The following is a 24,530-nucleotide window of genomic DNA, read 5'->3' as shown; positions in this document are numbered from 1 at the left end:
ACTTAAATATATTATGGTAAAGGATTTATTCGAAAGAATTCAAAACAATAAAGGACCGTTAGGAAAATGGGCTTCACAAGCTGAAGGATATTTTGTTTTTCCAAAACTAGAAGGAGAATTAGGACCGAGAATGAAATTTCAAGGTAAAGAGGTTTTGAACTGGAGTTTGAACGACTATTTAGGTTTGGCAAATCACCCAGAAGTTCGAAAAGCGGATGCTGATGCTGCGTTAGAATTTGGTGCAGCTGCCCCAATGGGAGCTCGTATGATGAGTGGTCACACTAAATACCATGAGCAATTAGAGAATGAATTGGCTGCTTTTGTAATGAAAGAATCAGCTTATTTATTGAATTTTGGTTACCAAGGAATGGTGTCTATTATTGATGCTTTGGTTACTAGAAATGACGTAATTGTATATGATGTTGATGGACATGCTTGTATTATTGACGGAGTTCGCTTACACAGTGGAAAACGTTTTACATACAAACACAATGACATTGAAAGCATGGAGAAAAACCTGCAACGGGCTACTAAAATAGCTGAAGCTACTGGAGGAGGAATCCTTTTTATTACTGAGGGTGTTTTTGGAATGCGCGGTCAACAAGGTAAATTGAAAGAAATTGTTGCTATGAAGCAAAAATACAATTTCCGTTTATTAGTTGATGATGCACATGGTTTCGGTACTCTTGGTGAAACAGGTGCTGGAGCAGGTGAGGAGCAAGGAGTTCAAGATGATATTGATGTTTACTTCTCTACTTTTGCAAAATCGATGGCTAACATTGGTGCATTTGTAGCAGCTGATAAAGATATTATTGACTATTTGAAATATAATTTACGTTCTCAAATGTTTGCAAAAGCATTGCCTATGATTCAAACTGTAGGTTCATTGAAACGATTAGAGTTATTGCGTAACCACCCAGAATTGAAAAACAAGCTTTGGGAAAATGTTAATGCATTACAAAGCGGTTTAAGAGAAAAAGGATTTAATATTGGAGACACAAATACTTGTGTAACCCCAGTATATCTTGAAGGAAGTGTACCTGAAGCTATGGTGATGGTAAATGACTTGAGAGAAAATTACGGAATTTTCTTGTCGATTGTAATTTATCCAGTTATTCCAAAAGGGATGATTTTATTACGTGTGATTCCTACTGCTCCTCATACATTGTCTGACATTGATGAGACATTAGTTGCTTTTGAAGCAATTCGTGAGAAGTTAGAAAACGGTACTTATAAAGAAATTGCATCAACAACTAAGGTTGATTTAGACGCTTAATACGCTATTTTCATATATTCTCTTCATGGGAATGTTCTAATAAAAACCATTCATATTATGAATGGTTTTTTTTGTTTTTAGGTAATTTTACCAATGTAGTAACCATAAATAAAAAGAATCATGAAAAATGTATATTTATTTTCTACCGTTATAGTATTGGCTCTATCAACCTCTTGTATGGATAATAAAAGAAAGGATGTGAGTGTTCCTCAATTAGAAGTTGAAGCACCAGTGGAAACAGCAGCCAAAGAATGTTATCAAGCTATAATTGAAAAGGATACCATCACACTAACTGTTGATGTTAATAATGTAAATCAATTTGAAGGAGAATTAGATTATTCTTATTATCAAAAAGACAAAAGCTTTGGAACACTTTTGGGAAATGTAAAAGGCGATACTATTTTTGCGGATTATACCTTTCAGTCCGAAGGAAAAACGTCAGTAAGAGAGTTGGTTTTTCTAAAAAAAGACGCGAATACTTTTGTCGAAGGTTATGGTGAAGTTTTAGAAACTAACGGGAAAATGGTATTTAAAGATATAAGTAAAATCAAATTTGACGGAAATATAGTTTTCAAAAAAATTAATTGTAAAGAATAAGTTTTAAGTAAATATAAAATAAAAAAATATCCATTAGTTTACGCTAATGGATATTTTTGTTCTTGTCATAAATTTTAAAACTGATTTCTAAAAACGGAACACTTTTTTTAAAGTTCTTTTCTAAAAGTTTTTCTTCTGCAATGAACTTCTGGATGAAAGTGTTTCCATAGATTATGAACAGCAGTATTGTCAGCAAGTTCCGGAGTACGGAAACAGTTTACCACTCCTTTTTCTTTGAAAGTAAGATAGTATTCATTGAAAATGATTGCCGTTACCGCTTTGTTTTGATAATCTGGATGAACTCCAATCAAATAGAAAATCATGTCCTTACTTTGTTTTTTAGCTTTTAGTAAATGAATAAAACCAAAAGGGAATAATTTTCCTTTTGCCTTTTGTAAAGCTTTAGAAAACGAAGGCATAACAATACTAAAAGCAACAATATTATGGTCTTTGTCTTCTACAAATTTAATATACTCCGGATTGATTAAGCTGATGTATTTTTTCTTGAAGTATTCTTTTTGTATGTCAGTTATGGCTACAAAAGAGGATAAGTTAGCATAGGATTCATTGAATAAATCAAACATTTTATCCACATGAGGCATTACTTCTTTGGTAGTTTTAAAATTAAGTGGACTTAATTGGTATCTTCTTTTTACTAAATCATTGGCCTTTTCGAAAAATTCAGGTTTTACGTTTTCGAAAGGGAATTTACTTTCAATATATTCTTTTTCAGTAACATAACCCAGCTGTTCAAAATGGGTAGCGTAGTAGGGGTGGTTGTACCAGGTAATCATGGTTCCTAATTGGTCAAACCCTTCGGTAAGCACGCCTACTTTATCTAGATTTGAAAAACCCATAGGTCCTTCTACATACTCAAGACCATTATTTCTGCCTAATTCATATACTTTTTCTAAAAGAGCCTTTGTAACTTCAATATCATCAATTACGTCAAACCAGCCAAAACGGACTTTCTTTTTTTGTTGATCATTTACTTCGCTCCAATTGACAATTGCCGAAATTCGTCCAACAACTTCATTGTTTTTATAGGCAAGAAAAAAATAAGCTTCAGCATTCTCGAAAGCCGGATTTTTCGTTTTATCAAAAGATTCTAATTCGTCTGCAATAATAGGAGGAACCCAGAACTCGTTGTCTTTATATAAGGAGAAAGGAAATTTGACATATGCCGCTAATTCACTTTTTGTAATCGCTTCTTTTATAGTAATCATTATCGTTTTTTATTGTGTAGACTCAATTTGGTCTTTACGTTTTTTATTCTTCTTTTCTGCTTTCTTTTCCGCTTTTGATTTGGAGTTATCACCGCTGTCAATGCTCATTCGCACTTCTTTATAATTTGCATCGTAGCGCCAAGAAAATCCTACTCCTCCATAAAGGACTGTTGGAGTATCTTTAAAATTGGTACTTATTGAGGCGTCAATTTGCATGTCTTTGTTTAGAAGGTAGGCTGCACCACCTCTAAGGATAGCGTCGCTGTAAAAATCACTTTTGAATCCTTGGTTTTCAATAAATCCTGACCACTGATCATTAAACCCTTTTGTCAATGTCAATACGTAGCCGTAACTTGGGTAATCAGTTGTGATATAGTCAGCAATGATGTTTGTTACAAAAACCCATGTTCCGTCACCCAAATGATTTTGAGTAATAAGCATGGCCTTTGGGGAAATATCTCCTTTAGGATTAAAATAATATGGATTATCAGAAAAAGATAAATTAGCTCCAGCAAATACAGAAACCGCTGGGATTAATTGATGCCAATTGAAAGAATGGTTGGCTTTCCAACTGTAAATATTAATATTCTTTTCGTAATTTTTAAACGGATCGTAAACTAGATATTTAGCACCGAAAACAGTTTGCTTCAGCGCTGACTTTTTAACACTGCTAAATGGTGTGGTAAAATTTGCGTTTTGGTACTGCAAGTCGGCTATTAATTCTAGTCTTTCTAATAATGCACCGTATCGCAATGTAAGGTCTAATCCGAATCCTTTAGCATCATATTCTAATAAACGGTGGTTTTCTTGGATTCCGTAGATGCCAGTTTCTACTTGAATAACTGATTTTCCAACGGCAAAGGCTGACATAGTTTCGCCGGGTCTGTTTGAATTAATTTGATCCGTATGCTGCCCATACTGAATTATCGGCAACATAAAAATTAAAGCAGCAAGTACTATTTTAAGTTTTGACATATTGTTTTTGGGTTTAAAAGTAATAACGCTGTTCAAATGTACTATATTTTATCATTTATTTAAGAATGATATTTTAATTTTGTCCCGAAATTTCGGGATGGATTTATTAATTTTGCTAAAAAATATTTGATTATGCAAACTGCCTCCTTTACAGGTTTTATAAGAATACTGTTTTACATTCTGGCTTCCTATTACATTTTTAAGTTTTTGGCAAAATTATTTTTGCCTTTATTAGTTAAAAAAGTAGTGCAAAAAGCGGGAGAGAATTTTCAGGAACAACAAAACAAGACTCAAGATACTTCATGGAAGAAAGCACAATCAAGCGATGAGGTAATCTATAATGCCAAAAACGCTACAAAACCACGGGAGACCAAAAAGGTAGGAGATTATGTCGATTACGAAGAAATAGATTAGATTTGCTCTAGTTAAGAGTCTCATATTTTAAAAATAAATCTGCAAATTTGAAAATTATAAATAAGTTTTACCCGCACGCTTTAGCCATTCTTGGCTTTGTCCTTGTCTCTTTAATCTATTTTTATCCTGTTTTGCAAGGAAAACAAATCTACCAGTCTGATATTGCTCAATACACGGGTATGGCCAAAGAGCAAAATGACTTTAGAGCTGCTGAACATGTAGAGCCCTATTGGACAAATAGTGCTTTTGGAGGAATGCCTACGTATCAATTAGGGGCTAAATATCCCTACGATTTTATTGGTGCAATAGACGACGCCTTGCGATTTTTACCACGTCCAGCAGATTATTTGTTTTTATACTTCTTGGGATTTTATGGCTTATTATTAGTTTTAAAAACAGACCCACTAAAAGCCTTTTTTGGTGCTTTAGCTTTTGGGTTCTCTACTTATTTGATTATTATACTTGGTGTAGGACATAATGCTAAAGCGCATGCAATCGCTTATATGCCACTTGTGATCGCTGGTTTTATAATGGTATACCGAAAAAAATATATTGTGGGTGGTTTGCTTACTATGTTTGCGACAGCATTAGAGATCAATGCCAATCACTTTCAAATGACATATTATTTATTGATTTTCTTGCTGATCCTTTCGGGTTATTTTATCTATTTAGATATTAAGGAGAAATCATATAAACCACTTTTAAATTCTCTTGGCGTTCTTGCAATTGCAGGTATATTTGCCATTGGTGCCAATGCTACAAACTTATTGGCAACTTCAGAATATGCTACTTTTAGTACCAGAGGTAAAAGCGAATTAAGCTTTAATCCTGATGGTTCAAAAAGCACTTCTTCAAGCGCTATGACTAGGGATTATATTACTGAATATAGTTATGGTCTGGCAGAAAGTTTCAATTTGATTGCGCCACGACTTTTTGGTGGATCAAACCACGAAGCACTAGGTAAAGACAGTAAAATGTATGAGTTCATGCTTGGGCAAGGAGTTCCTGAAGGACAAGCAGCTGATTACGTAAAGGGAATGCCGACCTATTGGGGAGATCAGCCTATAGTAGCAGCACCAGCTTATATTGGGGTTGTAGTTTTCTTCTTAGGAATTATAGCTTTATTTATTGATGAACGAAAAATTAAGTATGTTTTTCTCTCTGGAGCAATTACGGCGTTATTACTTTCTTGGGGAAAAAATTTCCCAGTACTGACCGATTTCTTTATTGATTATGTGCCTATGTACAATAAGTTTAGAGCCGTCTCTTCGATACAGGTAATTTTAGAATTATGTTTCCCAGTTTTAGCGATTATGGGATTACAGTCGTTTTTTAAATTAGATAAAGAAATGCAATGGAAGGCACTATGGCGTTCAGGAGCCGTAGCTTTAGGTCTCATTGTGGCTTTAGTTTTAAGCAAAAGTATGTTTAGCTTTTCAGGAGCTAATGATGGATATTATCGAGAAAGTTACGGACCGGAATTTGTGGATGCGCTTAAAGGCGATAGAATGAGTTTGTATAGTGCTGATTTGTTGCGTTCTGGTTTTTTTATCCTGCTAGCGGCTGGAGTTCTTTGGCTATTTATAAAGAATAAAATAGCTCAGAATACTGCAATAATCCTTGTGGGATTATTTATGGTTTCCGATTTGTTTTTTGTTGATAAAAATTATGTTTCATCAAAAGATTTTGTCAGTGGAAGAGAAGTTGAAGTTCCTTTTCAGGAAACTCCTTCTGATGCCATGATATTAAAAGATACTAGTCATTACCGCGTTTTTGAAGTAAGTGGTAATTTTTCGAGTGCGCGAGCCTCTTATTTCCATAAATCTATTGGGGGGTATCATGCCGCAAAACCGAGAAAAGTACAGCAGTTGTTTGATTATCAAATCGCTAAAAACAACATGGAAATTTTAAACATGCTGAATGTTAAATACATTATCCAGACCAATAAAGAAGGCAAAGAATTTCCAACTGTAAATCCTAATGCTAATGGAAATGCATGGTTTGTCAATGATGTCAAATTAGTTAATAAAGCTAATGATGAAATGAAATTGCTAAATGAGTTGGACACTAAACGTGCGGCTATTTTTAATATTCATTTGTACGGAGATAAATTTAAGAATGCCCGTTTAAAAAGAAATTTAGATACCTCAGGAACAATCAAAATAGATATATATAAGCCCAACTATATAAAATACACTTCCAACAATAAAAATGAAGGGTTAGCGGTTTTTTCTGAAATCTATTATGAAAATGGATGGAATGCCTACATTGACGGTGTGAAAACGGAGCATTTTCCTGTTGATTATGTATTGAGAGCTTTGATTGTACCTGGAGGGGAACATACTATTGAATTCAAATTTGAACCACAAGTTATAAAAACAGGAAGTACGATTACCTTAATAAGTGCGGTAGGAATGTTATTGCTTTTACTGGGTGGGATTTATTATGAAAGAAAGAATAGATTTAAGAATGTTGATTAACGATTTTTGATTTAAGAAATTTAGAAGCAGTAGTCGTTAGTCTTATAATTCAACATTCATAGATAGTGGAAAACAAAAAAATTTTAATCATAACCTATTATTGGCCACCGGCAGGAGGGCCAGGGGTGCAGCGCTGGCTTAAATTTGTAAAATATTTGCCCGATTTTGGAATTCAACCTATAGTGTATGTTCCGGAGAATCCTACATATCCCATCGTTGATGAAAATTTGATAAAAGAAGTTTCTGATAAGGCAATTGTCTTGAAAAAGGAAATTTTTGAACCCTACCAATTAGCTTCTTTTTTTTCGAAAAATAAAACAAAAAAAATAAGTTCCGGAATTATCCCAAATCAGAAAAAGCAATCCTTTATGGATAAACTTTTTCTTTTAATACGGGGAAATTTGTTTATTCCCGACGCCCGGTTCTTATGGGTTAAACCCTCTGTTTCTTATTTAGAAAAATACATTGTAGAAAATAATATTGACACCATTATTACTTCAGGACCGCCACATAGTTTACACCTTATAGGGTCGCAGTTAAAACAGAAGTTAGATTTAAAATGGTTTGCTGATTTTAGAGATCCTTGGACAACTATTGGCTATCATAAATCGTTGCGATTATCAAATTATGCCACTGAAAAGCATAAGAGGTTAGAGCATAAAGTATTGAATACAGCAGATACTATTATTGTCACGAGCAAGACTACAAAAACCGAATTTCAAGCCATTACGAGTAAGCCTATTGCGGTCATAACAAATGGATATGATGTCGAGAATGTGGAAACACAGGTGTTGGATACAAAATTCAGTTTAGCGCACATTGGTTCTTTTCTTTCTGAGCGGAATCCAATGATTTTATGGGAGAGTTTAGTGGAGTTGATTAATGAGGTCCCAGATTTTAAATCGTATTTGGAGATTAAATTGATAGGCGCCGTAAGTCAGGAAGTTTTAGAGACTATTTCGCAATTTGGATTGGATTCTTATTTAAATAATCTGGGATATGTTTCGCATGGAGAAGCTATTGCTCATCAGCGTAAATCACAAGTATTGTTGTTGATCGAAATTGATTCTCAAGATACTAAGAGCATTATACCGGGTAAATTATTTGAATATATGGTTTCCAATAGACCAATTGTCGCTATAGGGCCTAAGAATTCTGATTTTGCGGAAATAATAACAACTACTAATACAGGGGTGTTTTTTAACTATTCAGAGAAAATGAAGCTAAAAAGTGTAATTTTGGACTTTTACAATGAATTTTTGCAAGGTAAATTACAGGCAAATGGAGTAGGACTGCAACAGTATTCAAGAAAAAATCTAACTAAGGAATTAGCTTATTTAATAAAGTAAGTTTTTAAAATCTAACATATAACTTCTAATCTCCGAATGGGAATAGTATTAAATCAGTCGTTAAAAAACACAATAATAACATATATCGGTTTCGGTATTGGGGCTATAAATACAATTTATTTATATCCCTTTTTTCTTGGTGCAACGTATTATGCATTAACTAATTATGTGCTTTCAGCATCCAGTATCATTATGCCGTTATTGGCTTTTGGAATGCAAAACACCTTGGTTAAGTTCTATTCTCAATGTAAAACAGAGCAGGAGCAATCACAGTTTTTGTCTTTTACCGTACTACTTCCTCTATTGCTAAGTATTCCATTAATTTCAATAGGCATTTTCTTTTATAGCGCTATTTCTGATTTTCTATCTAAGGAAAACCCAATAGTGAAGGATTACTTATGGTTAATACCATTTACTGGTTTATGCATGGCCTATTTCGAAATTTTTTATGCTTGGGCTAGAGTACATATGCACTCTGTCTTTGGGAATTTTATTAAAGAAGTTGGTTTGCGTTCCTTTTCTCTTCTTGCACTGATTGCCGTATATTATAATTGGATTACAGTTATACAATTTGTTTATGTTACTGCAGGGATTTACTTCATTGCCTTCATCGTTACGATGTTGTATGCTTTTTATCTTAAAAAACCGGAGTTTCAGTTTTCAGTTCCTCATAATGTGAAGGATATAATGGTGTATACTTTTTTCATAATTTTGTCAGGTAGTGTAGCCACTTTGCTTTTAGATATTGATAAATTAATGCTGAATCAGTACATTAAAATTGAAAATATAGCCTATTATTCGGTGGCAACTTACATTGCTTTGGTTATTTCAGTTCCCAGTAGGGCGATGCACCAAATAGTGTATCCGATAACCGCAAAATTAATGCATGAGGATAAATTTGAGGATCTAAATGTGTTATATAAGAAGACCTCTATTAATCTTCAAGTTGTGGGTGGTTTTGTTATGTTGTGCATTTTTGTTAACATCAAGCAGTTGTATGAGATGGTTCCTGCGGAGTATGGTGGAGGAATTTTAGTTGTTTTTATGATTGGATTATCAAAGTATTTTGATTTGATATTAGGGAATAATAATGCAATAATTTTCAATACTAAATATTATCGTGCGGTTTTATTTCTCGGAGTGATTTTGGTTTTCCTAACTGTTGGTTTGAATATGATTTTCATCCCAATTTATGGCATTTTAGGTTCTGCGTTTGCGACTTTATTATCAATAACCTTATATAGTTTAGCTAAATTAATGTTTGTGGTTAAAAGACTGCATTTGTATCCTTTTACAAAGCAAACCTTGTATTCGATGGCACTTACGCTCGTTTTATTTTTAATGTTTTATTTTTGGCAATTCCCCTTTACCCCTATCATTGCCATAGCATTGAAATCAATTCTCGTAACTCTTGCCTATGTCTATGTCAACTATAAGTTTGTTATTTCAATTGAGATAAATGAAGTTATTGATAGTGTATTCAAGAAATTGAACATTAAATTGTAATGTCTACACATTAAGGGGGTTACTAATATAATTATTAAAGCTTCTTTAATTTGTTAGTTTATTAGATGATACCAAATCTTTATAACCTAATAGTTAATTGTGTTTTTTACCAATATTAAATCACTTTATGCTTTGTCAGTTTTTTTTGCGCTAAAATTTATTGGTTTCCCTTTCTTGTTATTTAGTTTTATATTATTTATTTTTTTAGTAGTACTATTTTATAGTTGTTGCTGTAAGACAGTAAATTTTACAAACTAATTGAATTATTGTGTAAGAATTATATTGGCTTTAAAAAATACATTTGTAGACGTATACTGAAAATCAGAATTATAGAGGAATATTAGGTCTTAAATATCACTAAAAGTGGGTATTGTGGTAGCCATTCTAAGTTCTTAATTTTGGGTTGTCGTTATTGTTCGAGTAAAAACAATGTTGAAATTAAATCATATGATTATTATGAAGAACCAAGCATTAACTTTGGATGAGAATAAAATTAAGTTCTCAAAAATTATAACCGAAAAAATTAGTAAGGGTTTTGTAATAGAAGAGAGAAATGATAAATTACCTTTTGCTGTTTTATCAAAAAAAGGAATCAAAGTAAACCACAATATTAATTTTGTCTTTTCATGTGCTACATTGGGTCTGTGGTCAATTCCTTGGATGTACAAAAGTTTTATTTCTTCTCGCGAGAAAAGAATATTAGTTGCCATTGATGAAGATGGAAATGCATTTGAAGATAAATGTTTTTAATATATTTGTGTACGATTTAAATCAAAGATAATTTTATACAGCTTTTTTATGAAAAAAATTTTACTTTCTCTAACAGTAATTTTATTCAATTTTTTTATTGCTTCTGCGCAAACAAGTACAACAACATCAATTGATTCTTTATCAATAAATAACGAATTGATTTTACCTAAAAAAAACAATGTTAAAGTCAGTTTAACGAGCCTTGTTTTTAAGAATTTTCAATTTCAATATGAAAGAAGTCTTAGTAAACGTATAGGTTTTGTATTAGGATATAGTTTTATACCAAAAGGAAGTGTTCCTTTTAAAAGTCAAATAAATGATTTAACATCAAGTGATCCTGATACCAAAGATATATTTACCAATGCTGAATTAGGATATACAGCTATTACACCTGAAGTTCGATTTTATTTGGGGAAAGGATATGGGAAAGGATTTTATATAGCCCCTTTTTATAGACATTTACAATACGATATTACCGGGGTGAATTTTACTTATACAACTGATTTAGGCGGTCAAGCTGATATCGATATGGGAGGTAAACTCTCGGCAAATACGTTTGGATTACAATTTGGAGCACAATTCAATTTAGGTAAAAATCTTATTTTAGATTGGTGGATCATCGGACCTCATTATGGTACTTCGAATGGGGATTTTGTAGGTGTGACTGATAGAACATTATCTGCTTTTGAGCAAGCAGAACTTCAAAAAGAGTTAGATAAAATAGAGCTTCCTTTATCTGATGTTAATGCTAAAGCGAATGCAAATGGAGCCACATTAAATATTAGTGGGCCGTGGGGAGGAATTCGTAGCGGTTTAAGTTTAGGATATAGATTCTAGAGAATATAAAAAATAAAGCAGAAAAATCAGTTACGATTTTTCTGCTTTATTTTTTATACTTTTAACGCTGTTTTTAAGTAAGTTCCAGTAATGGATTTTTTGTTTTTTACAATTTCCTCGGGTGTTCCTACAGCCAGTAATTGTCCTCCATTTTCTCCGCCTTCAGGTCCTAAATCAATAATCCAATCTGCACACTTTATAAGGTCTAAATTGTGTTCTATTACCATTATAGAATGTCCTTTTTCGATCAGCGCATCAAAAGAGGCTAAAAGTTTCTTTATATCGTGAAAATGTAATCCAGTCGTAGGTTCGTCAAATACAAACAATGCTTTTTCTTTTGTCGCTCCTTTTACCAGAAAAGAAGCCAGTTTTATTCTTTGGGCTTCACCACCGGAAAGTGTAGAAGAGGATTGTCCTAATTGAACATACCCCAATCCTACATCTTGCAATGGTTTTAATTTCTGTGTGATTTTATGTTGCTGGTTATTTTCAAAAAAAGCAACTGCATCATCAATAGTCATGGTCAGAATATCATTGATGTTTTTTCCAGCAAAGGCAACTTCGAGTACTTCCTTCTTAAATCGTTTGCCGTTGCAGGTTTCGCAAGGTAACTGAACATCGGCCATAAAAACCATTTCTACATTGATGGAACCTTCTCCTTTACAGGTTTCGCATCGACCACCATCTACATTGAAAGAAAAATGTTTTGGGAGATATCCTCTTATTTTTGATAATTTCTCCTTTGCATACAATTCTCTAATGTCATCATAAGCCTTGATGTAGGTTACCGGATTAGAACGGGAGCTTCTCCCTATCGGATTTTGATCTACATACTCAATGTGCTTTATTTGTGAAAAAGAGCCTGATATCTCACTAAACTGACCTGCTTTTTCGCCTGCGTTATCTAGTTTCTTTTGCATCGCAGGAAACAGTATCTTCTTGATTAGCGTACTTTTTCCACTTCCGGATACACCTGTAATTACAGTTAATACGTCTAATGGAAAGGTAACATCAATATTTTGTAGGTTATTTTCTCTCGCTCCTTTTATTTCAATGAAATTTTTGAATTTTCTACGTTTTTTAGGAATTGAAATTTCTAACTCTCCGTTGAGATATTTGGCAGTTAGTGAAGTTGATTTTAAAATTTCGTCAAAGGTACCTTGAGCTACTAATTCTCCACCGAATGAACCTGCTTCAGGACCAATATCGATGATCATGTCGGCAGCTTTCATAATATCTTCATCGTGTTCAACAACGATTACCGTATTGCCTAAATCACGCAATGATATCAAGACTTTTATTAATCGTTCCGTATCTTTTGGGTGTAACCCAATACTCGGCTCGTCCAAAATATACATCGATCCTACTAGACTACTTCCTAGTGAAGTAGCCAAGTTAATACGTTGCGACTCTCCACCTGAAAGTGTAGCGGAATTTCTATTTAAGGTTAAATAATCTAAACCTACTTCAGTTAAAAAAGACAATCTGTTATTAATTTCTAATAGCAAACGTCTTGCAATCTGTTTTTCATAGACATCCAATTCGATTCCTTCGAAAAAAGTCACTAAATGCTTAATTGGCAAATCGACTAAGTCAGAAACGGTTTTTGAATTGATTTTAACATAAGAAGCTTCAATGCGCAAACGCTTTCCTTTGCAGGAATGGCATTTGGTTTTACCGCGGTAACGACTAAGCATGACGCGATTTTGTATTTTATAATTTTTTTCTTCTAGTTCTTTAAAAAACTCATTTAGACCTTGAAAGTACTGGTTTCCTTGCCATATCAACTCTTTTTGCTCGTTAGTTAGCTGATAGAAAGGTTTGTGAATTGGGAAATCAAACTTGTAAGCGTTGTTTACCAGTTCATCACGGAACCAACTCATACTTTCTCCTCGCCAAGGGAAGATTGCATTCTCATATACAGATAAAGAGGTGTTTGGTGTAACAAGTTCAGCATCGATACCTATTATGTTTCCATATCCTTCACATATGGGACAAGCACCGTAAGGATTATTGAAACTAAACAAGTGTACATTTGGCTCAAGAAAAGTAATTCCGTCGAGTTCAAAATTATTAGAATATGAAAACCTTTTATCAGAGTTTAATTCTTGTAAATGACAGATACCTTTTCCTTCGTAGAAAGCGGTTTGTACTGCGTCTGCAAGACGATTATAGAATTCCTCTTCGTCTTTTACTACAATTCGGTCAATGATTAGCAATATATCTTTATTGTCAAGTGTATGCTGATCGATTTCGTCTAAACGAATCATTTGATTGTCGACTAAAATTCGTGCAAACCCTTGGTGTAGTAATGCTTTTAGTTTATCCTCTAGTTTGCGCCCTTCTTCCAGATGAATTGGTGCAAGGAGTAGCCATTTACTCTCTAAGTCAAATTTTTTGACATCAGCAACAACATCGGTAACCGTATTCTTTTTTACTTCTTGACCTGAAATTGGTGAAAAGGTTCTCCCAATTCGGGCAAATAACAATTTCATATAATCATAGATCTCAGTAGAAGTTCCCACTGTAGAACGGGCGTTTGTAGTGTTTACTTTTTGCTCAATTGCGATAGCCGGTGCTATACCTTTGATATATTCTACTTTAGGTTTGTCTAACCTTCCTAGAAATTGCCTGGCATAAGATGATAAACTTTCTACATAACGGCGTTGCCCCTCAGCATATAAAGTATCAAAGGCCAAACTGGATTTTCCGGAACCGGAAAGACCTGTAATAACGACTAATTTGTTGCGTGGAATCACAACATCCACATTCTTTAAATTGTGTACTTGCGCCCCTTTTATAATTATGTTTTTCTTTGGATCTATTTTGGAAAAGTCAACTTGCATAAAAAATAATGTATTTTCACAAAAGTAATCAATTTTGAACAGAGAAAAGGGATTGAACAAATCACAAATTTTAGCTAATTCTATTTTTTTAAATTAGTTTTGGATATCGAATCCTAATTTTTCTTGCAGTGTCGTTTAAAAAATATCTTTCTGACGGTAATTTCCGTTTTTAGTTTTATTTTTGGAATGTAATAAAAACCCCATCCGTTGAAAACAAAATTATATATCCTTTTCTTTTTAGTTGCTTCTTTTGCTTATTCACAGGAGTTGCCTCCAATTGTGAAATACACACCGAATTACTATGGTGCAGGAAATCAAAATTGGATGATTTCTCAGGATCAAAATCATTATATATTCTTCGCAAATAATGAAGGACTTTTGGAATATAATGGTTCTAATTGGAAGCTTTACCCATCTCCTAATGAAACGATAATTCGTTCTGTAAAAGTAATAGACAATAAAATTTATACAGGGAGTTACATGGAGTTTGGTTTTTGGACAAGAAAATCAGATGGACAACTTAAGTACACTTCTTTAAGTCAAGGCATAAAAAATCAAATTCTCGACGACGAACAATTTTGGAATATATTAAATTTAGATCAATGGGTAATATTTCAGTCGTTGAATAGAATATATATCTATGATTCGAAGGCTGGTAATTTTAAAATCATTTCACCTAAGACAGGGGTAAATAAATCGTTTAAAACAAATAATTCTATTTATTTTCAAACGATTGGTGGTAAACTTTTTGAAATTGAAAGCGGTAAAGGACGATTAGTTTCTGAAGAGGCTATTTTGATAAAGAATAGAATAATCAATATTTTCTCTATCAATGAGGGACTTTTAATCCAGACCCAATTAAATGGATTTTATACGCTAATAGGAAGCGATTTGTCTAAATTTTCAACCGAAGCAGATGTGCAGTTGTCAGCAAGCAGTGTTTATAGTAGTCAATTGCTTTCGGATGGTACAATTGCAATTGGTACAGTGTCGAATGGAATTTTTATTATCAATAGTGTCGGTAAAATAATATATCATATAACCCAAAGTCAAGGACTGAGTAATAATACCGCATTATGCTTGTTTGAAGATGCAGATAAAAATCTTTGGGCTGGTCTAGACAATGGTATAAACTGTATTAACCTTCAGTCACCTATTCATAATTTTGTTGATAATACAGGTGTACTGGGAACAGTTTATTGTTCTAAATTGTATAATGGAAAATTATATATTGGAACAAATCAAGGGTTATTCTACAAAAACTATCACAGTAGTGATTCTTTTAAATTAATTTCTGGGACTAAAGGTCAGGTGTGGTCTTTATTTGAATACGACGGAACTTTATTTTGCGGTCATGACTCAGGAACATTTGTTGTAGCAGACGGTACTGCAAAAAACATCTTTCCTTTTTCTGGAACGTGGAAGTTTGAAGCTGTTCCACATAAAAAAGAGTTATTGCTTCAAGGAAATTACTATGGTATTTCAGTACTGGAGAAAATCAATAACCAATGGACTTTTAGAAACAAAATAGCAGGTTTTGACTACTCGTCAAAGTATTTTGAAATTTTAAACACAAATGAAATATATATTAGTCATGAATATAAAGGTGTTTTTAGATTACAATTAGACAATAAATTTTCGAAAGTAAGTTCTTTTACTTCTTATGAAACTCCAAAAAAAGGAAAAAATGCCAGTTTATTAAAATTTAATAATAAAATCTATTATGCTTACAAAGAAGGTGTTTTCAAGTTAAATGATAAAACCAAGCTATTTGAAAAAGATAAATTATTAAGTGCTGTTTTTGAAAAAGACGAATATACATCGGGGAAATTGATTGTAGATGATTCGAATAAAATCTGGTTGTTTTCAAAGAATTATATTCATTATTTTTCTTTGAGTAAAATTAATAACCAGCTAAAGCAAAATGTTATCTCTATTCCTTCGTCGTTGACTAATTCAATGTTGGGGTATGAAAACATAGCGCAGTTGTCAAAGTCCGAATACCTTATAGGAACAACTGATGGTTACTATATCATGAATATTAATGATCTTAGTTTTAAAAACTATACTATTTCAATAGCTAACATAGCTATAAATAAACTGAATGAAACCATTGTTAGTCAGTCTATCAAAGAAAATGGGGAGTTTAAGTACGATGACAATAATATTAGTTTTAGTTATACTGTGCCAGAGTATAATAAATATATTAATGTTGAGTACCAGTTTTTATTAAAAGGATTTCAAGACCAGTGGAGTGAATGGAGTGCCAAGTCTTCGGTAAATTTTAAAAACTTACCGCCGGGTGATTATTCCTTTCAAGTTAAAGCAAAATTTGCGAATGCAACCTTAGATAATACCGCCATATACTCGTTTACGATTCTTAAACCTTGGTATCGAACTAACATTGCGATTTTCATATATCTCGTTTTCATCCTTGTGATGGGGTATTATATTCACAAAGCATATAGAAATTATTATCATAAACAGAAGGAAAAGCTGATTGAAGAAAACAATCTTTTATTAGAGATAAAAGAATTAGAGAATGAACAGCAGATGATGCGAATAAGAAACGAACAGCTTTCTCAGGATGTGGATTCTAAAAGTAGAGAATTAGCAGTATCAACGATGAGTTTAAATAGTAAAAATGAATTGTTAGCTTTTATCAAAGAAGATTTGAAGAAAACAAATGAAAATGAAAGTAGAAGCATAAAATCAGTCATTTCAACGATTAATAAAAATATTTCCAAGGACGATACTTGGAATGTCTTTAAAGAAGCTTTTGACAGTGCAGACAAAGATTTCTTAAAAAAAATAAAACTGGCACATCCTTCTTTAACACCAAATGATCTTAGACTTTGTGCCTATCTAAGATTAAACCTTTCTTCTAAGGAAGTTGCTCCATTATTGAATATTTCTGTACGCAGTGTCGAAATTAAAAGATACCGTTTGAGAAAAAAAATGGAGTTGACTCATGAACAAGGTCTTGTAGAGTATATTTTAGCTGTATAGTTTTACTTATATATAGCTAAAACAATTATACCTTACCAAGACATTCACGTTATAGTTGCTATTAACTTCTCTTTTAATTGAAATGCTTTATTGGTGATTCCTTATTGATTGTGTATGTTTTTCTATCTTATTTTTAGAATTCACAAAAAACATGAATTATGAAATCAAACTACCTATTTCTTTTTAAGTTAATGGTCCTTTTTGGGTTTTCTAAGCGTATAGTATTAGTAATTAAGTAATTGATGCCGCATCTGATTTTATCTATGGTGGTATATATAGCAAGCATATATTAAGTCAAATAGTCATGAAATAACAATAGGTAGTGTTACTTAAGACAACCAATATGATACTATAGATAAACAACTGATTTATTATGTAATTCCCGTTAATAATGGAGATGTGAAAGGGCAACGATTCCAATACAAGTGACGATTTATGCCTAAGCTATTCCTAAAATAGTGGATGGGGTTATATGTCTTAATTCTTTAATCGTTTCTTCTCAGTATTATACTCTTGATGCAAAACTGGATCCAAGTAATTCTTTGCTAGGTATGTAAATCGGTTTTGGTTTAATCAATATTTGTTTGCGTGTAATTGGATCATCTGCTTCACCAAGACGATAAATTCGATAGGTAGAAAATGATTTTACCCTAATATTTCAATTATTATTTTAATATATAATCATTTGATGATTCATTCTGAAATGATGGTTAAAATGTAAAAAGAACCATTTTTATTAGGGCCGTATTGATATTCAAAGCTCATTTTAAACTGTTAATATTTTTTGGTTTTGTGGTGTTTTGGTCGATAGTTCATCGAATAGATTATTTTTTCATTACTGGAATTGTATAGTTGCTAATAAAAAGGGATAATAAAACTATACATTACCACAACATTCACGTTGTAGTAGCTATTTTCCTTTATATCATGTGAGAATGTCTCATTCATAAATCCTTAGTAAACTCGTATGTTTTTATCAAAATGGATAAAAATCTATGTTTTTTTTGCGATGTATGTTTTTTGTAAAGGTAATTTTTAACAGATTATTTTGTTTCTGTCTTATTTTTATAATTCACAAAAAACATAAATTATGAAGTCGAATTATCTATTAATTATTTTTCTATTCCTCTCTACTTTTGGTTTCGCCCAAAGTTTTGATATTGGAGGAACTGTAAAAGAAAACAGTTCTGGTTTATCAATACCAGGAGTAAATGTTCAAATTAAAAACACCAATAAAGGGGTCTCAACTGATTTTGATGGTAAATTTTCTTTAAAAGGAATTCCATCAGGTTCTGTTGTCGTTTTTACTTTTATTGGATATAAATCATTTGAATATAAAGTAACGGCTAGTAATAATAATATGAGTGTCCTTATGCAAGACGATGCTAAAACTTTAGATGAAGTTGTTGTTATTGGTTATGGTAGTCAAAAAAGAAGAGAAATTACCGGTGCTGTATCTGTTGTAGACAGTAAGACACTAGAAATTTTAAAGCCTGTTAAAATTGAACAAGCCTTACAAGGAACAGTTTCGGGTGTGAATGTTACGACACAATCAGGTTCCCCAGGTGCTGCGTTAGATATTAGAATCCGTGGTATCGCTACAAATGGTGAAAATCGTCCGACGACTATTATTGATGGTTATGTTGGAGAATTAGGATTGTTGAATCCTAATGATATTGAGTCAATCACAGTTCTTAAAGATGCTCAAGCCGCAATATACGGTACTATCGGTGCCAATGGAGTTATTTTAATAACGACCAAAACTGGAAAAAAGAATTCGAAATCTAGAATCTCTTATAATACCTATACTGGTTTTCAAGAAACTTCTCGAAAATTAAATTTATTAAATGCTACTGAATATGCTTTGTTACTTAATGAAAGCTACGCAAATGGTGGTAAAGTATTACCTTATAGTAATGTAAGCGGTTTAGGGAAAGGTACTAATTGGCAAAATGAAGTTATCAGTAAAGGTGTTCCTATCATCAATCACGATTTATCTATTTCTGGTGGTTCTGATAAAGTTACGTATGCAGTAAGTGGTTCTCATTTAGACCAAGAAGGAATCGTAGGTCAAAGTAAATCTGGTTTTTTAAGAAATACTGCTAGAGTCTCTTTAAATGCCGATGTAAGTGATAAATTAAAACTGAAAACCAATGTAATTTACACTTATTTTAACCGTAAAACGTTAAGTGAAAATGGATTAGGTTCTGTTTTGTTTAATGCATTAAATATTCCTTCTACATTGAGTCCTTATAATGCGAATGGTGATTTTACAGTAGTACCAAACACAACAGGATTAGGAAATGAAATTATCAATCCATTGGCGCAAGTTGCCAATACGAATAACGATTACAATTTCAAAAAATTAAACGGAAACTTTGGATTAGAATACAAACTAGTAGATGGTTTGGTATTGTCTAGTTCTATGGGATTTAATAGTTCAAATAGTAAATCAAGAGATTTTGCAAAACAAATCAGTTACGGAGGAAAAGTATTTGATGTTGTTAGAAGTTCTGTTAATCAAGGAGCAGTAAATGATAACAATTATTCATTTGATGCTTTTGCTACCTATACTAAGAAAATTGCTGACCACAATTTTGTAACCACAATTGGTAACACTATTTTTAAAGAATGGGGTAGCGGTTTGTATGCTACAGGATATGATGTTCCTAATAATTCATGGGATTATGCTGATATTTCGTTAACCACAGGAATATTAGATGCTAAAACAAATAGCGCTTACTCATACGATGAAAGACGTCTTTCTTATTTTGGAAGAATGCAATACGATTTCAAAGGGAAATACCTTTTGTCAGGGATGATAAGACGTGATGCTTCTACAAAATTTGGTACAGGTAATAAAGTAGGTTACTTTCCTTCTTTTACAGCGGGTTGGGTAATTTCAGATGAAGGCTTTTTTGGTGAAGACAAGAAAATCAATTTCATGAAATTGAGAGCTAGTTATGGTACATTAGGAAATGACCAAATACCAAATAATGGTTATGTTAGTTTATTATCTGGAGAAGCGACCTATGTTTTTGACGGTTCTTTGGTTAATGGTACTGCAACAGGTCAAATTGCAAATCCTGATTTGAAATGGGAAGAGGCAAGAAAATTTGATGTTGGATTGGACTTAAAACTATTCAATGATAAAGTTTCTATTGTAACGGATTATTTTATTGATACTCGTAAGGATCTATTAATTCCTAATATTCCTGTTTCAGGAATTACAGGAAATTATGCTCCAGGAGCTTCTGCGCCTACAGTTAATGCAGGTACAGTTCGTAATTCTGGGCTTGAATTCTCTGTAGATTATAAAAATGAATTTTCGAAAAACTTTAATATGAGTGTAGGGTACAATGTTACTTTCTTGAAAAATGAAGTTTTGGAAGTGAACAACGGTACTGGATTTATTGAAGGTGGCTCTTTTGGAGTTGGACAACCCTCTCCGTCTAGAATGCAAGTAGGATTACCAATTGGGTATTTCTATGGATATAAAACTGATGGTGTTTTTCAAAATCAAGCAGAAATTAATGCGCATCCTTCACAAGTAGCTTTAGGTGCTAACGCTGCTCCTGGTGATATTCGTTTTGTGGATGTAAATAATGATGGTGTTATTAATTCTAGTGATAGAACGAATATTGGAAATCCAATACCAACGGCAACAATGGGATTCAATTTGCAAATGAATTATAAAAATCTTGATTTTGCTGCTTATACTTTCGCTTCTATAGGGAATGATATGGTAAGAAACTATGAAAGAACATTATCTGATGCAAATCGTCTAAATTATGTTTTGGACAGATGGACAGGAGAAGGTACTAGCAATTCTGTTCCAAGAGTAACTACTGGAGCGACTGCTAACAATGTTTTCTCTGATTATTTTGTAGAGGATGCATCGTACTTGAGAATCCAAAACATTCAATTAGGATATACTTTAAATCCTGAAGTATCTGAAATCGTCAAAATAACAAAATTACGTTTATATGCTGGAGTAAATAATTTGTACACCTTCACTAAATACAAAGGTTTTGACCCAGGAGCTTCAAATGGTAACCCAATAGGTGGTGGAATCGATTACGGTTTTTATCCTGTTCCTAGAACCTTTTTGTTAGGTCTAAATATTAATTTCTAATTCAACTTAAGATGAAAAAGTACATATATATATCAATTACAGCAGTAGCACTCTTTTCGTTGCTAACTGTTTCATGTAGCGATGATTTTGTTAATCGCGACCCAGTTTACTCTATTGATTCTGAAAATTATTTCAATTCAAAAACAGATTATGAAAATGCTTTAGTAGCTGCTTATGATCCGCTTCAATCATCGTATGTAAACGTAATGTTAGGGGAGATAGCTTCTGATAATACTTTAGCAGGTGGAGAAAGTCAAACAGATGTTATCGGTTTTCAACAAATTGATGACATGATTCATACCCCAGTAAATAGCAATTTGAGAGATATCTGGAATTGGATGTTTTCAGGTGTAAGCAGAGCCAATTATATTTTAGAATTTCAAAATAAAACGACATTCGAGGGTAAAACACAAATCATTGCTGAAGCTCGTTTTTTAAGAGCTTACTATCAATTCGAATTGGTAAAATGGTTTGGTGGAATTCCATTAAAAGGAGATGCTCGTTTCAAAATTGGAGATGAGAAAACTATTGCCCGCTCTTCAGTGGCAGATGTTTATGCGGCAATTGAAGCTGATTTAGTTTTCGCTTCGGCTAATTTAAATGCCACTGCTTCACAAAAAGGAAGAGCAACTAAAGGAGCTGCACTAGCTTTATTAGGAAAAGCGTATTTATATCAAGATAAATTTGCAAAAGCGGCTACCACTTTTGATAGCGCTATTGGATTACAAAAATACTCTTTAGTAGCAGACTATAATTCAATATTTGAATCTGAAGGTGAAAACGGTCTTGAATCAGTTTTTGAAGTACAATACACAGATGTGGAAGGTGCTGGATTTGGTTGTCTTCAATGTAGTGAAGGAAATGTAGCAGTTGGTTTTAACGGACCTAGAAATTACAGTGGAACTTTATTTACTTCAGGATTTAGTTTTAATGTACCTACATCTAAAATTGTTAATGCTTTTGAAGTAGGTGACAGGCGTAAGGATGTTGCCATTTTAGACATGAAAGATTGGGGATTAAAAACTGGTGCAACTTACGGGAAAGGGTATGAAGACACAGGTTATTTTAATAGAAAATACATTCCAAGAAAAAGAAGTGCCTCAGCAGCAGGAGATTTGAATTTGACTAATCCTAATAATTACAGAGCCATTCGTTATGCTGATGTGTTATTAATGGCGGCTGAAGCTTATAATCGTGGTAAACTTGATGATGCAAAAGCAAGAGGATACTTAAATCAAGTAAGAAGAAGAGCTTTTGGAGATTTAAATCATGATATTTCTTCTTCAGGGGATGCTTTAACTGATTTTATTTTGGCAGAAAGAAGAGTGGAATTAGTAGGTGAAGGACACCGTTTCTTTGATTTAGTTCGTACTGGTAAAGCGGCTAAAGAAATACCTGGATTTACTGCTGGTAAAAACGAATTGTTTCCAATACCAATTGAAGAAATTCAATTTTCTAGTGGAAACTGGAAACAAAATCCTAACTATTAAAAATCAATATCATGAAAAATATAAAATATATAACAAGTCTTGTCGTGGCTGCGCTAGTTTTTAGTTGCTCAACAGAGAATGATCTGATTGATTTAGATACTCTTGGAGCGCCAACTAATATCTCAGCATTGACCACAGTGACTCAGGATAATACCGGAAAAGTAACTTTTTTACCTCGTGGGGAAGGTGTTACACAATATGAAATCTATTTTGGAGATGGAACTACGACTCTAGCTTCTGTAAGTGCGGGAGGAACCGTAGATCATACTTATAAAGAAGGGATTTATGATGCCAAAATTATAGGAACTACTCTAAACGGTAAAAGAACAGAAGTAGTTCAAAGAGTGGTTGTTTCTTTTAAAGCGCCAGAAAAATTAGTTGTCACTATTGAAAATGATTTGTCAGTTTCTAAAAAAGTAAATGTAAAAGCAACGGCGGATTATGCTTTGTTTTACGATGTTTATTTTGGTGAAGCTGGGAAACCAGAGCCAGTAACAGCTAATAATGGAGAGTCACTTTCTTATACTTACCAAAATGCTGGGGTTTATACCATCAGAGTGGTTTCTAAAAGTGCTGCCGTTAAAACTACCGAATTTACTAAGGTGTTTACAGTAACTGTAGTGAATAAGCCTTTCACTTCTGCAGCGACTCCTCCTAATAGACAAGCATCAGATGTGATTTCTATTTACAGTTCAAAATATACAGATGTTGCTGGAACGGATTACTTCCCAGATTGGGGACAAGCGGGTCAAGGTAGTAGCTGGGCAGAATTTGATTTGAACGGTGATAAAATGCTTAATTATATTAAGTTGAGTTACCAAGGAATAGCTTTGGCTGATGGTAAAACTGTTAATGTAACAGGAATGGACTTCATCCACATGGATGTTTGGACTGCAGATTTACAAAAGCTAGAAACGTCTTTGATTAGCAAAACTAATGGGGAAAAACCAGTAGTAAAAAACTTAGTTGCTAATCAATGGAATAGTATTGATATTCCAATTTCAGCCTTTACAAGTCAAGGGTTAACTGTTGCTGATATTTTTCAATTGAAATTTGTAGGTACACCATGGGCAGCAGGAAGTGTGTTTATTGACAATATCTATTTCTATAAAACTCCTACTGCATTAATTGAAATGCCAATTGATTTTGAATCGACTACTTTGACCTATCCATGGGCTGGTTTTGGCGCTGCTGATTTTAGTGGTATCCCAGTTTCTGTAGTGGTAAATCCTGATAAAACAGGAAATAATGTTTCGAATAAAGTGGTTAAAATAGAAAAAACTGCAGGAGCTCAAGTTTGGGCAGGAGCAAGTTTGAATTTAGATTCAAAAGTTGATTTTTCTAAAGGAACTAAAGTAAACGTAAATGTTTGGTCACCTAAAGCAGGAGCAAAAATATTATTGAAAATGGAAGTGTCAACATCTCCAAAAGATGGAAATGGAAATCCAACTGTTTTTGTAGAGGTTGAAGCCACTGCTACTGTTGCTAATTCTTGGCAAGTACTAACCTTTGATCTTACTAGTTTTGCAGCATTTAAAACGACAAATGCCTATGACAGAGTAATATTGTTTCCTGACTTTAATGTAAGTGGTACTGGAACAAGCTATTATTTTGACGACATTAAACAATCCAACTAAAAA

General features: G+C 33.0%; 15 protein-coding genes. 12 read left to right on the top strand and 3 right to left on the bottom strand.

What is annotated here, in order from left to right; genetic code table 11:
• The first annotated feature begins 13 nt into the window (after nt 1-13).
• Nucleotides 14-1,276, top strand: a complete 1,263-nt coding sequence (locus AAC069_RS06770; protein WP_091090286.1) for an aminotransferase class I/II-fold pyridoxal phosphate-dependent enzyme — start codon at nt 14-16, stop codon at nt 1,274-1,276.
• 120 nt (nt 1,277-1,396) lie between these two features.
• Nucleotides 1,397-1,873, top strand: coding sequence for a hypothetical protein (locus AAC069_RS06765; protein WP_339919726.1), 477 nt, complete (start codon nt 1,397-1,399; stop codon nt 1,871-1,873).
• Nucleotides 1,874-1,980: 107 nt separating this feature from the next.
• On the opposite strand, the gene AAC069_RS06760 is transcribed toward AAC069_RS06765, so the two are convergent.
• Nucleotides 1,981-3,099 (bottom strand): GTP cyclohydrolase, encoded by a 1,119-nt coding sequence (locus AAC069_RS06760; protein ID WP_339919725.1) that lies wholly within the window; start codon nt 3,097-3,099, stop codon nt 1,981-1,983.
• A 9-nt stretch (nt 3,100-3,108) separates the two neighbouring features.
• Nucleotides 3,109-4,074 carry a transporter gene (locus AAC069_RS06755; protein WP_339919724.1) on the bottom strand — a complete coding sequence of 322 codons (966 nt, stop codon included), beginning with the start codon at nt 4,072-4,074 and terminating at the stop codon, nt 3,109-3,111.
• Nucleotides 4,075-4,206: 132 nt separating this feature from the next.
• Here AAC069_RS06755 and AAC069_RS06750 point away from each other — a divergent pair, with 132 nt between their 5' ends.
• The 6 genes from AAC069_RS06750 to AAC069_RS06725 all read left to right on the top strand — a co-directional run bounded on the left by AAC069_RS06750 (nt 4,207) and on the right by AAC069_RS06725 (nt 11,410).
• The gene (locus AAC069_RS06750) at nt 4,207-4,488 is read left to right on the top strand and encodes a DUF4834 family protein (RefSeq protein WP_339919723.1); all 282 of its coding nucleotides are present in this window, start codon (nt 4,207-4,209) and stop codon (nt 4,486-4,488) included.
• 47 nt (nt 4,489-4,535) lie between these two features.
• Complete coding sequence (locus AAC069_RS06745) at nt 4,536-6,968, top strand: YfhO family protein (protein WP_339919721.1); 2,433 nt, start codon at nt 4,536-4,538, stop codon at nt 6,966-6,968.
• Between the two features lie 65 nt (nt 6,969-7,033).
• Nucleotides 7,034-8,317 (top strand): glycosyltransferase family 4 protein, encoded by a 1,284-nt coding sequence (locus AAC069_RS06740; RefSeq protein ID WP_339919720.1) that lies wholly within the window; start codon nt 7,034-7,036, stop codon nt 8,315-8,317.
• Between the two features lie 36 nt (nt 8,318-8,353).
• Nucleotides 8,354-9,823 carry an oligosaccharide flippase family protein gene (locus tag AAC069_RS06735; protein WP_339919718.1) on the top strand — a complete coding sequence of 490 codons (1,470 nt, stop codon included), beginning with the start codon at nt 8,354-8,356 and terminating at the stop codon, nt 9,821-9,823.
• Nucleotides 9,824-10,279: 456 nt separating this feature from the next.
• A complete protein-coding gene (locus AAC069_RS06730; RefSeq protein WP_339919717.1) occupies nt 10,280-10,573 on the top strand; it encodes a hypothetical protein in 294 nt (97 codons plus the stop codon).
• A 48-nt stretch (nt 10,574-10,621) separates the two neighbouring features.
• Nucleotides 10,622-11,410, top strand: coding sequence for a DUF3575 domain-containing protein (locus AAC069_RS06725; protein WP_339919716.1), 789 nt, complete (start codon nt 10,622-10,624; stop codon nt 11,408-11,410).
• 53 nt (nt 11,411-11,463) lie between these two features.
• Here the strand turns inward: AAC069_RS06725 and uvrA are convergent, their stop codons facing one another.
• On the bottom strand, nt 11,464-14,256 hold the full coding sequence (uvrA, locus tag AAC069_RS06720) for an excinuclease ABC subunit UvrA (RefSeq protein ID WP_339919715.1): 2,793 nt from the start codon (nt 14,254-14,256) through the stop codon (nt 11,464-11,466).
• 207 nt (nt 14,257-14,463) lie between these two features.
• On the opposite strand from uvrA, the gene AAC069_RS06715 reads away from it, so the two are divergent.
• From AAC069_RS06715 to AAC069_RS06700, 4 genes are all read left to right on the top strand, one after another.
• Nucleotides 14,464-17,265: a triple tyrosine motif-containing protein gene (locus AAC069_RS06715; protein WP_339919714.1), complete on the top strand. Its 2,802-nt coding sequence runs from the start codon at nt 14,464-14,466 to the stop codon at nt 17,263-17,265.
• Between the two features lie 1,090 nt (nt 17,266-18,355).
• A complete protein-coding gene (locus AAC069_RS06710) occupies nt 18,356-21,400 on the top strand; it encodes a TonB-dependent receptor (protein ID WP_339919713.1) in 3,045 nt (1,014 codons plus the stop codon).
• A gap of 11 nt (nt 21,401-21,411) precedes the next feature.
• Nucleotides 21,412-22,890, top strand: a complete 1,479-nt coding sequence (locus AAC069_RS06705) for a RagB/SusD family nutrient uptake outer membrane protein (protein WP_339919712.1) — start codon at nt 21,412-21,414, stop codon at nt 22,888-22,890.
• Nucleotides 22,891-22,901: 11 nt separating this feature from the next.
• The gene (locus tag AAC069_RS06700) at nt 22,902-24,527 is read left to right on the top strand and encodes a hypothetical protein (protein ID WP_339919711.1); all 1,626 of its coding nucleotides are present in this window, start codon (nt 22,902-22,904) and stop codon (nt 24,525-24,527) included.
• Nucleotides 24,528-24,530: the final 3 nt, after the last annotated feature.

The organism is uncultured Flavobacterium sp. (assembly GCF_963974175.1).
In the GTDB taxonomy this organism is placed as follows: domain Bacteria; phylum Bacteroidota; class Bacteroidia; order Flavobacteriales; family Flavobacteriaceae; genus Flavobacterium.
The sequence above is the reverse complement of the archived record's forward strand: the minus strand, read 5'-3'. Positions and strand labels throughout refer to the sequence as shown.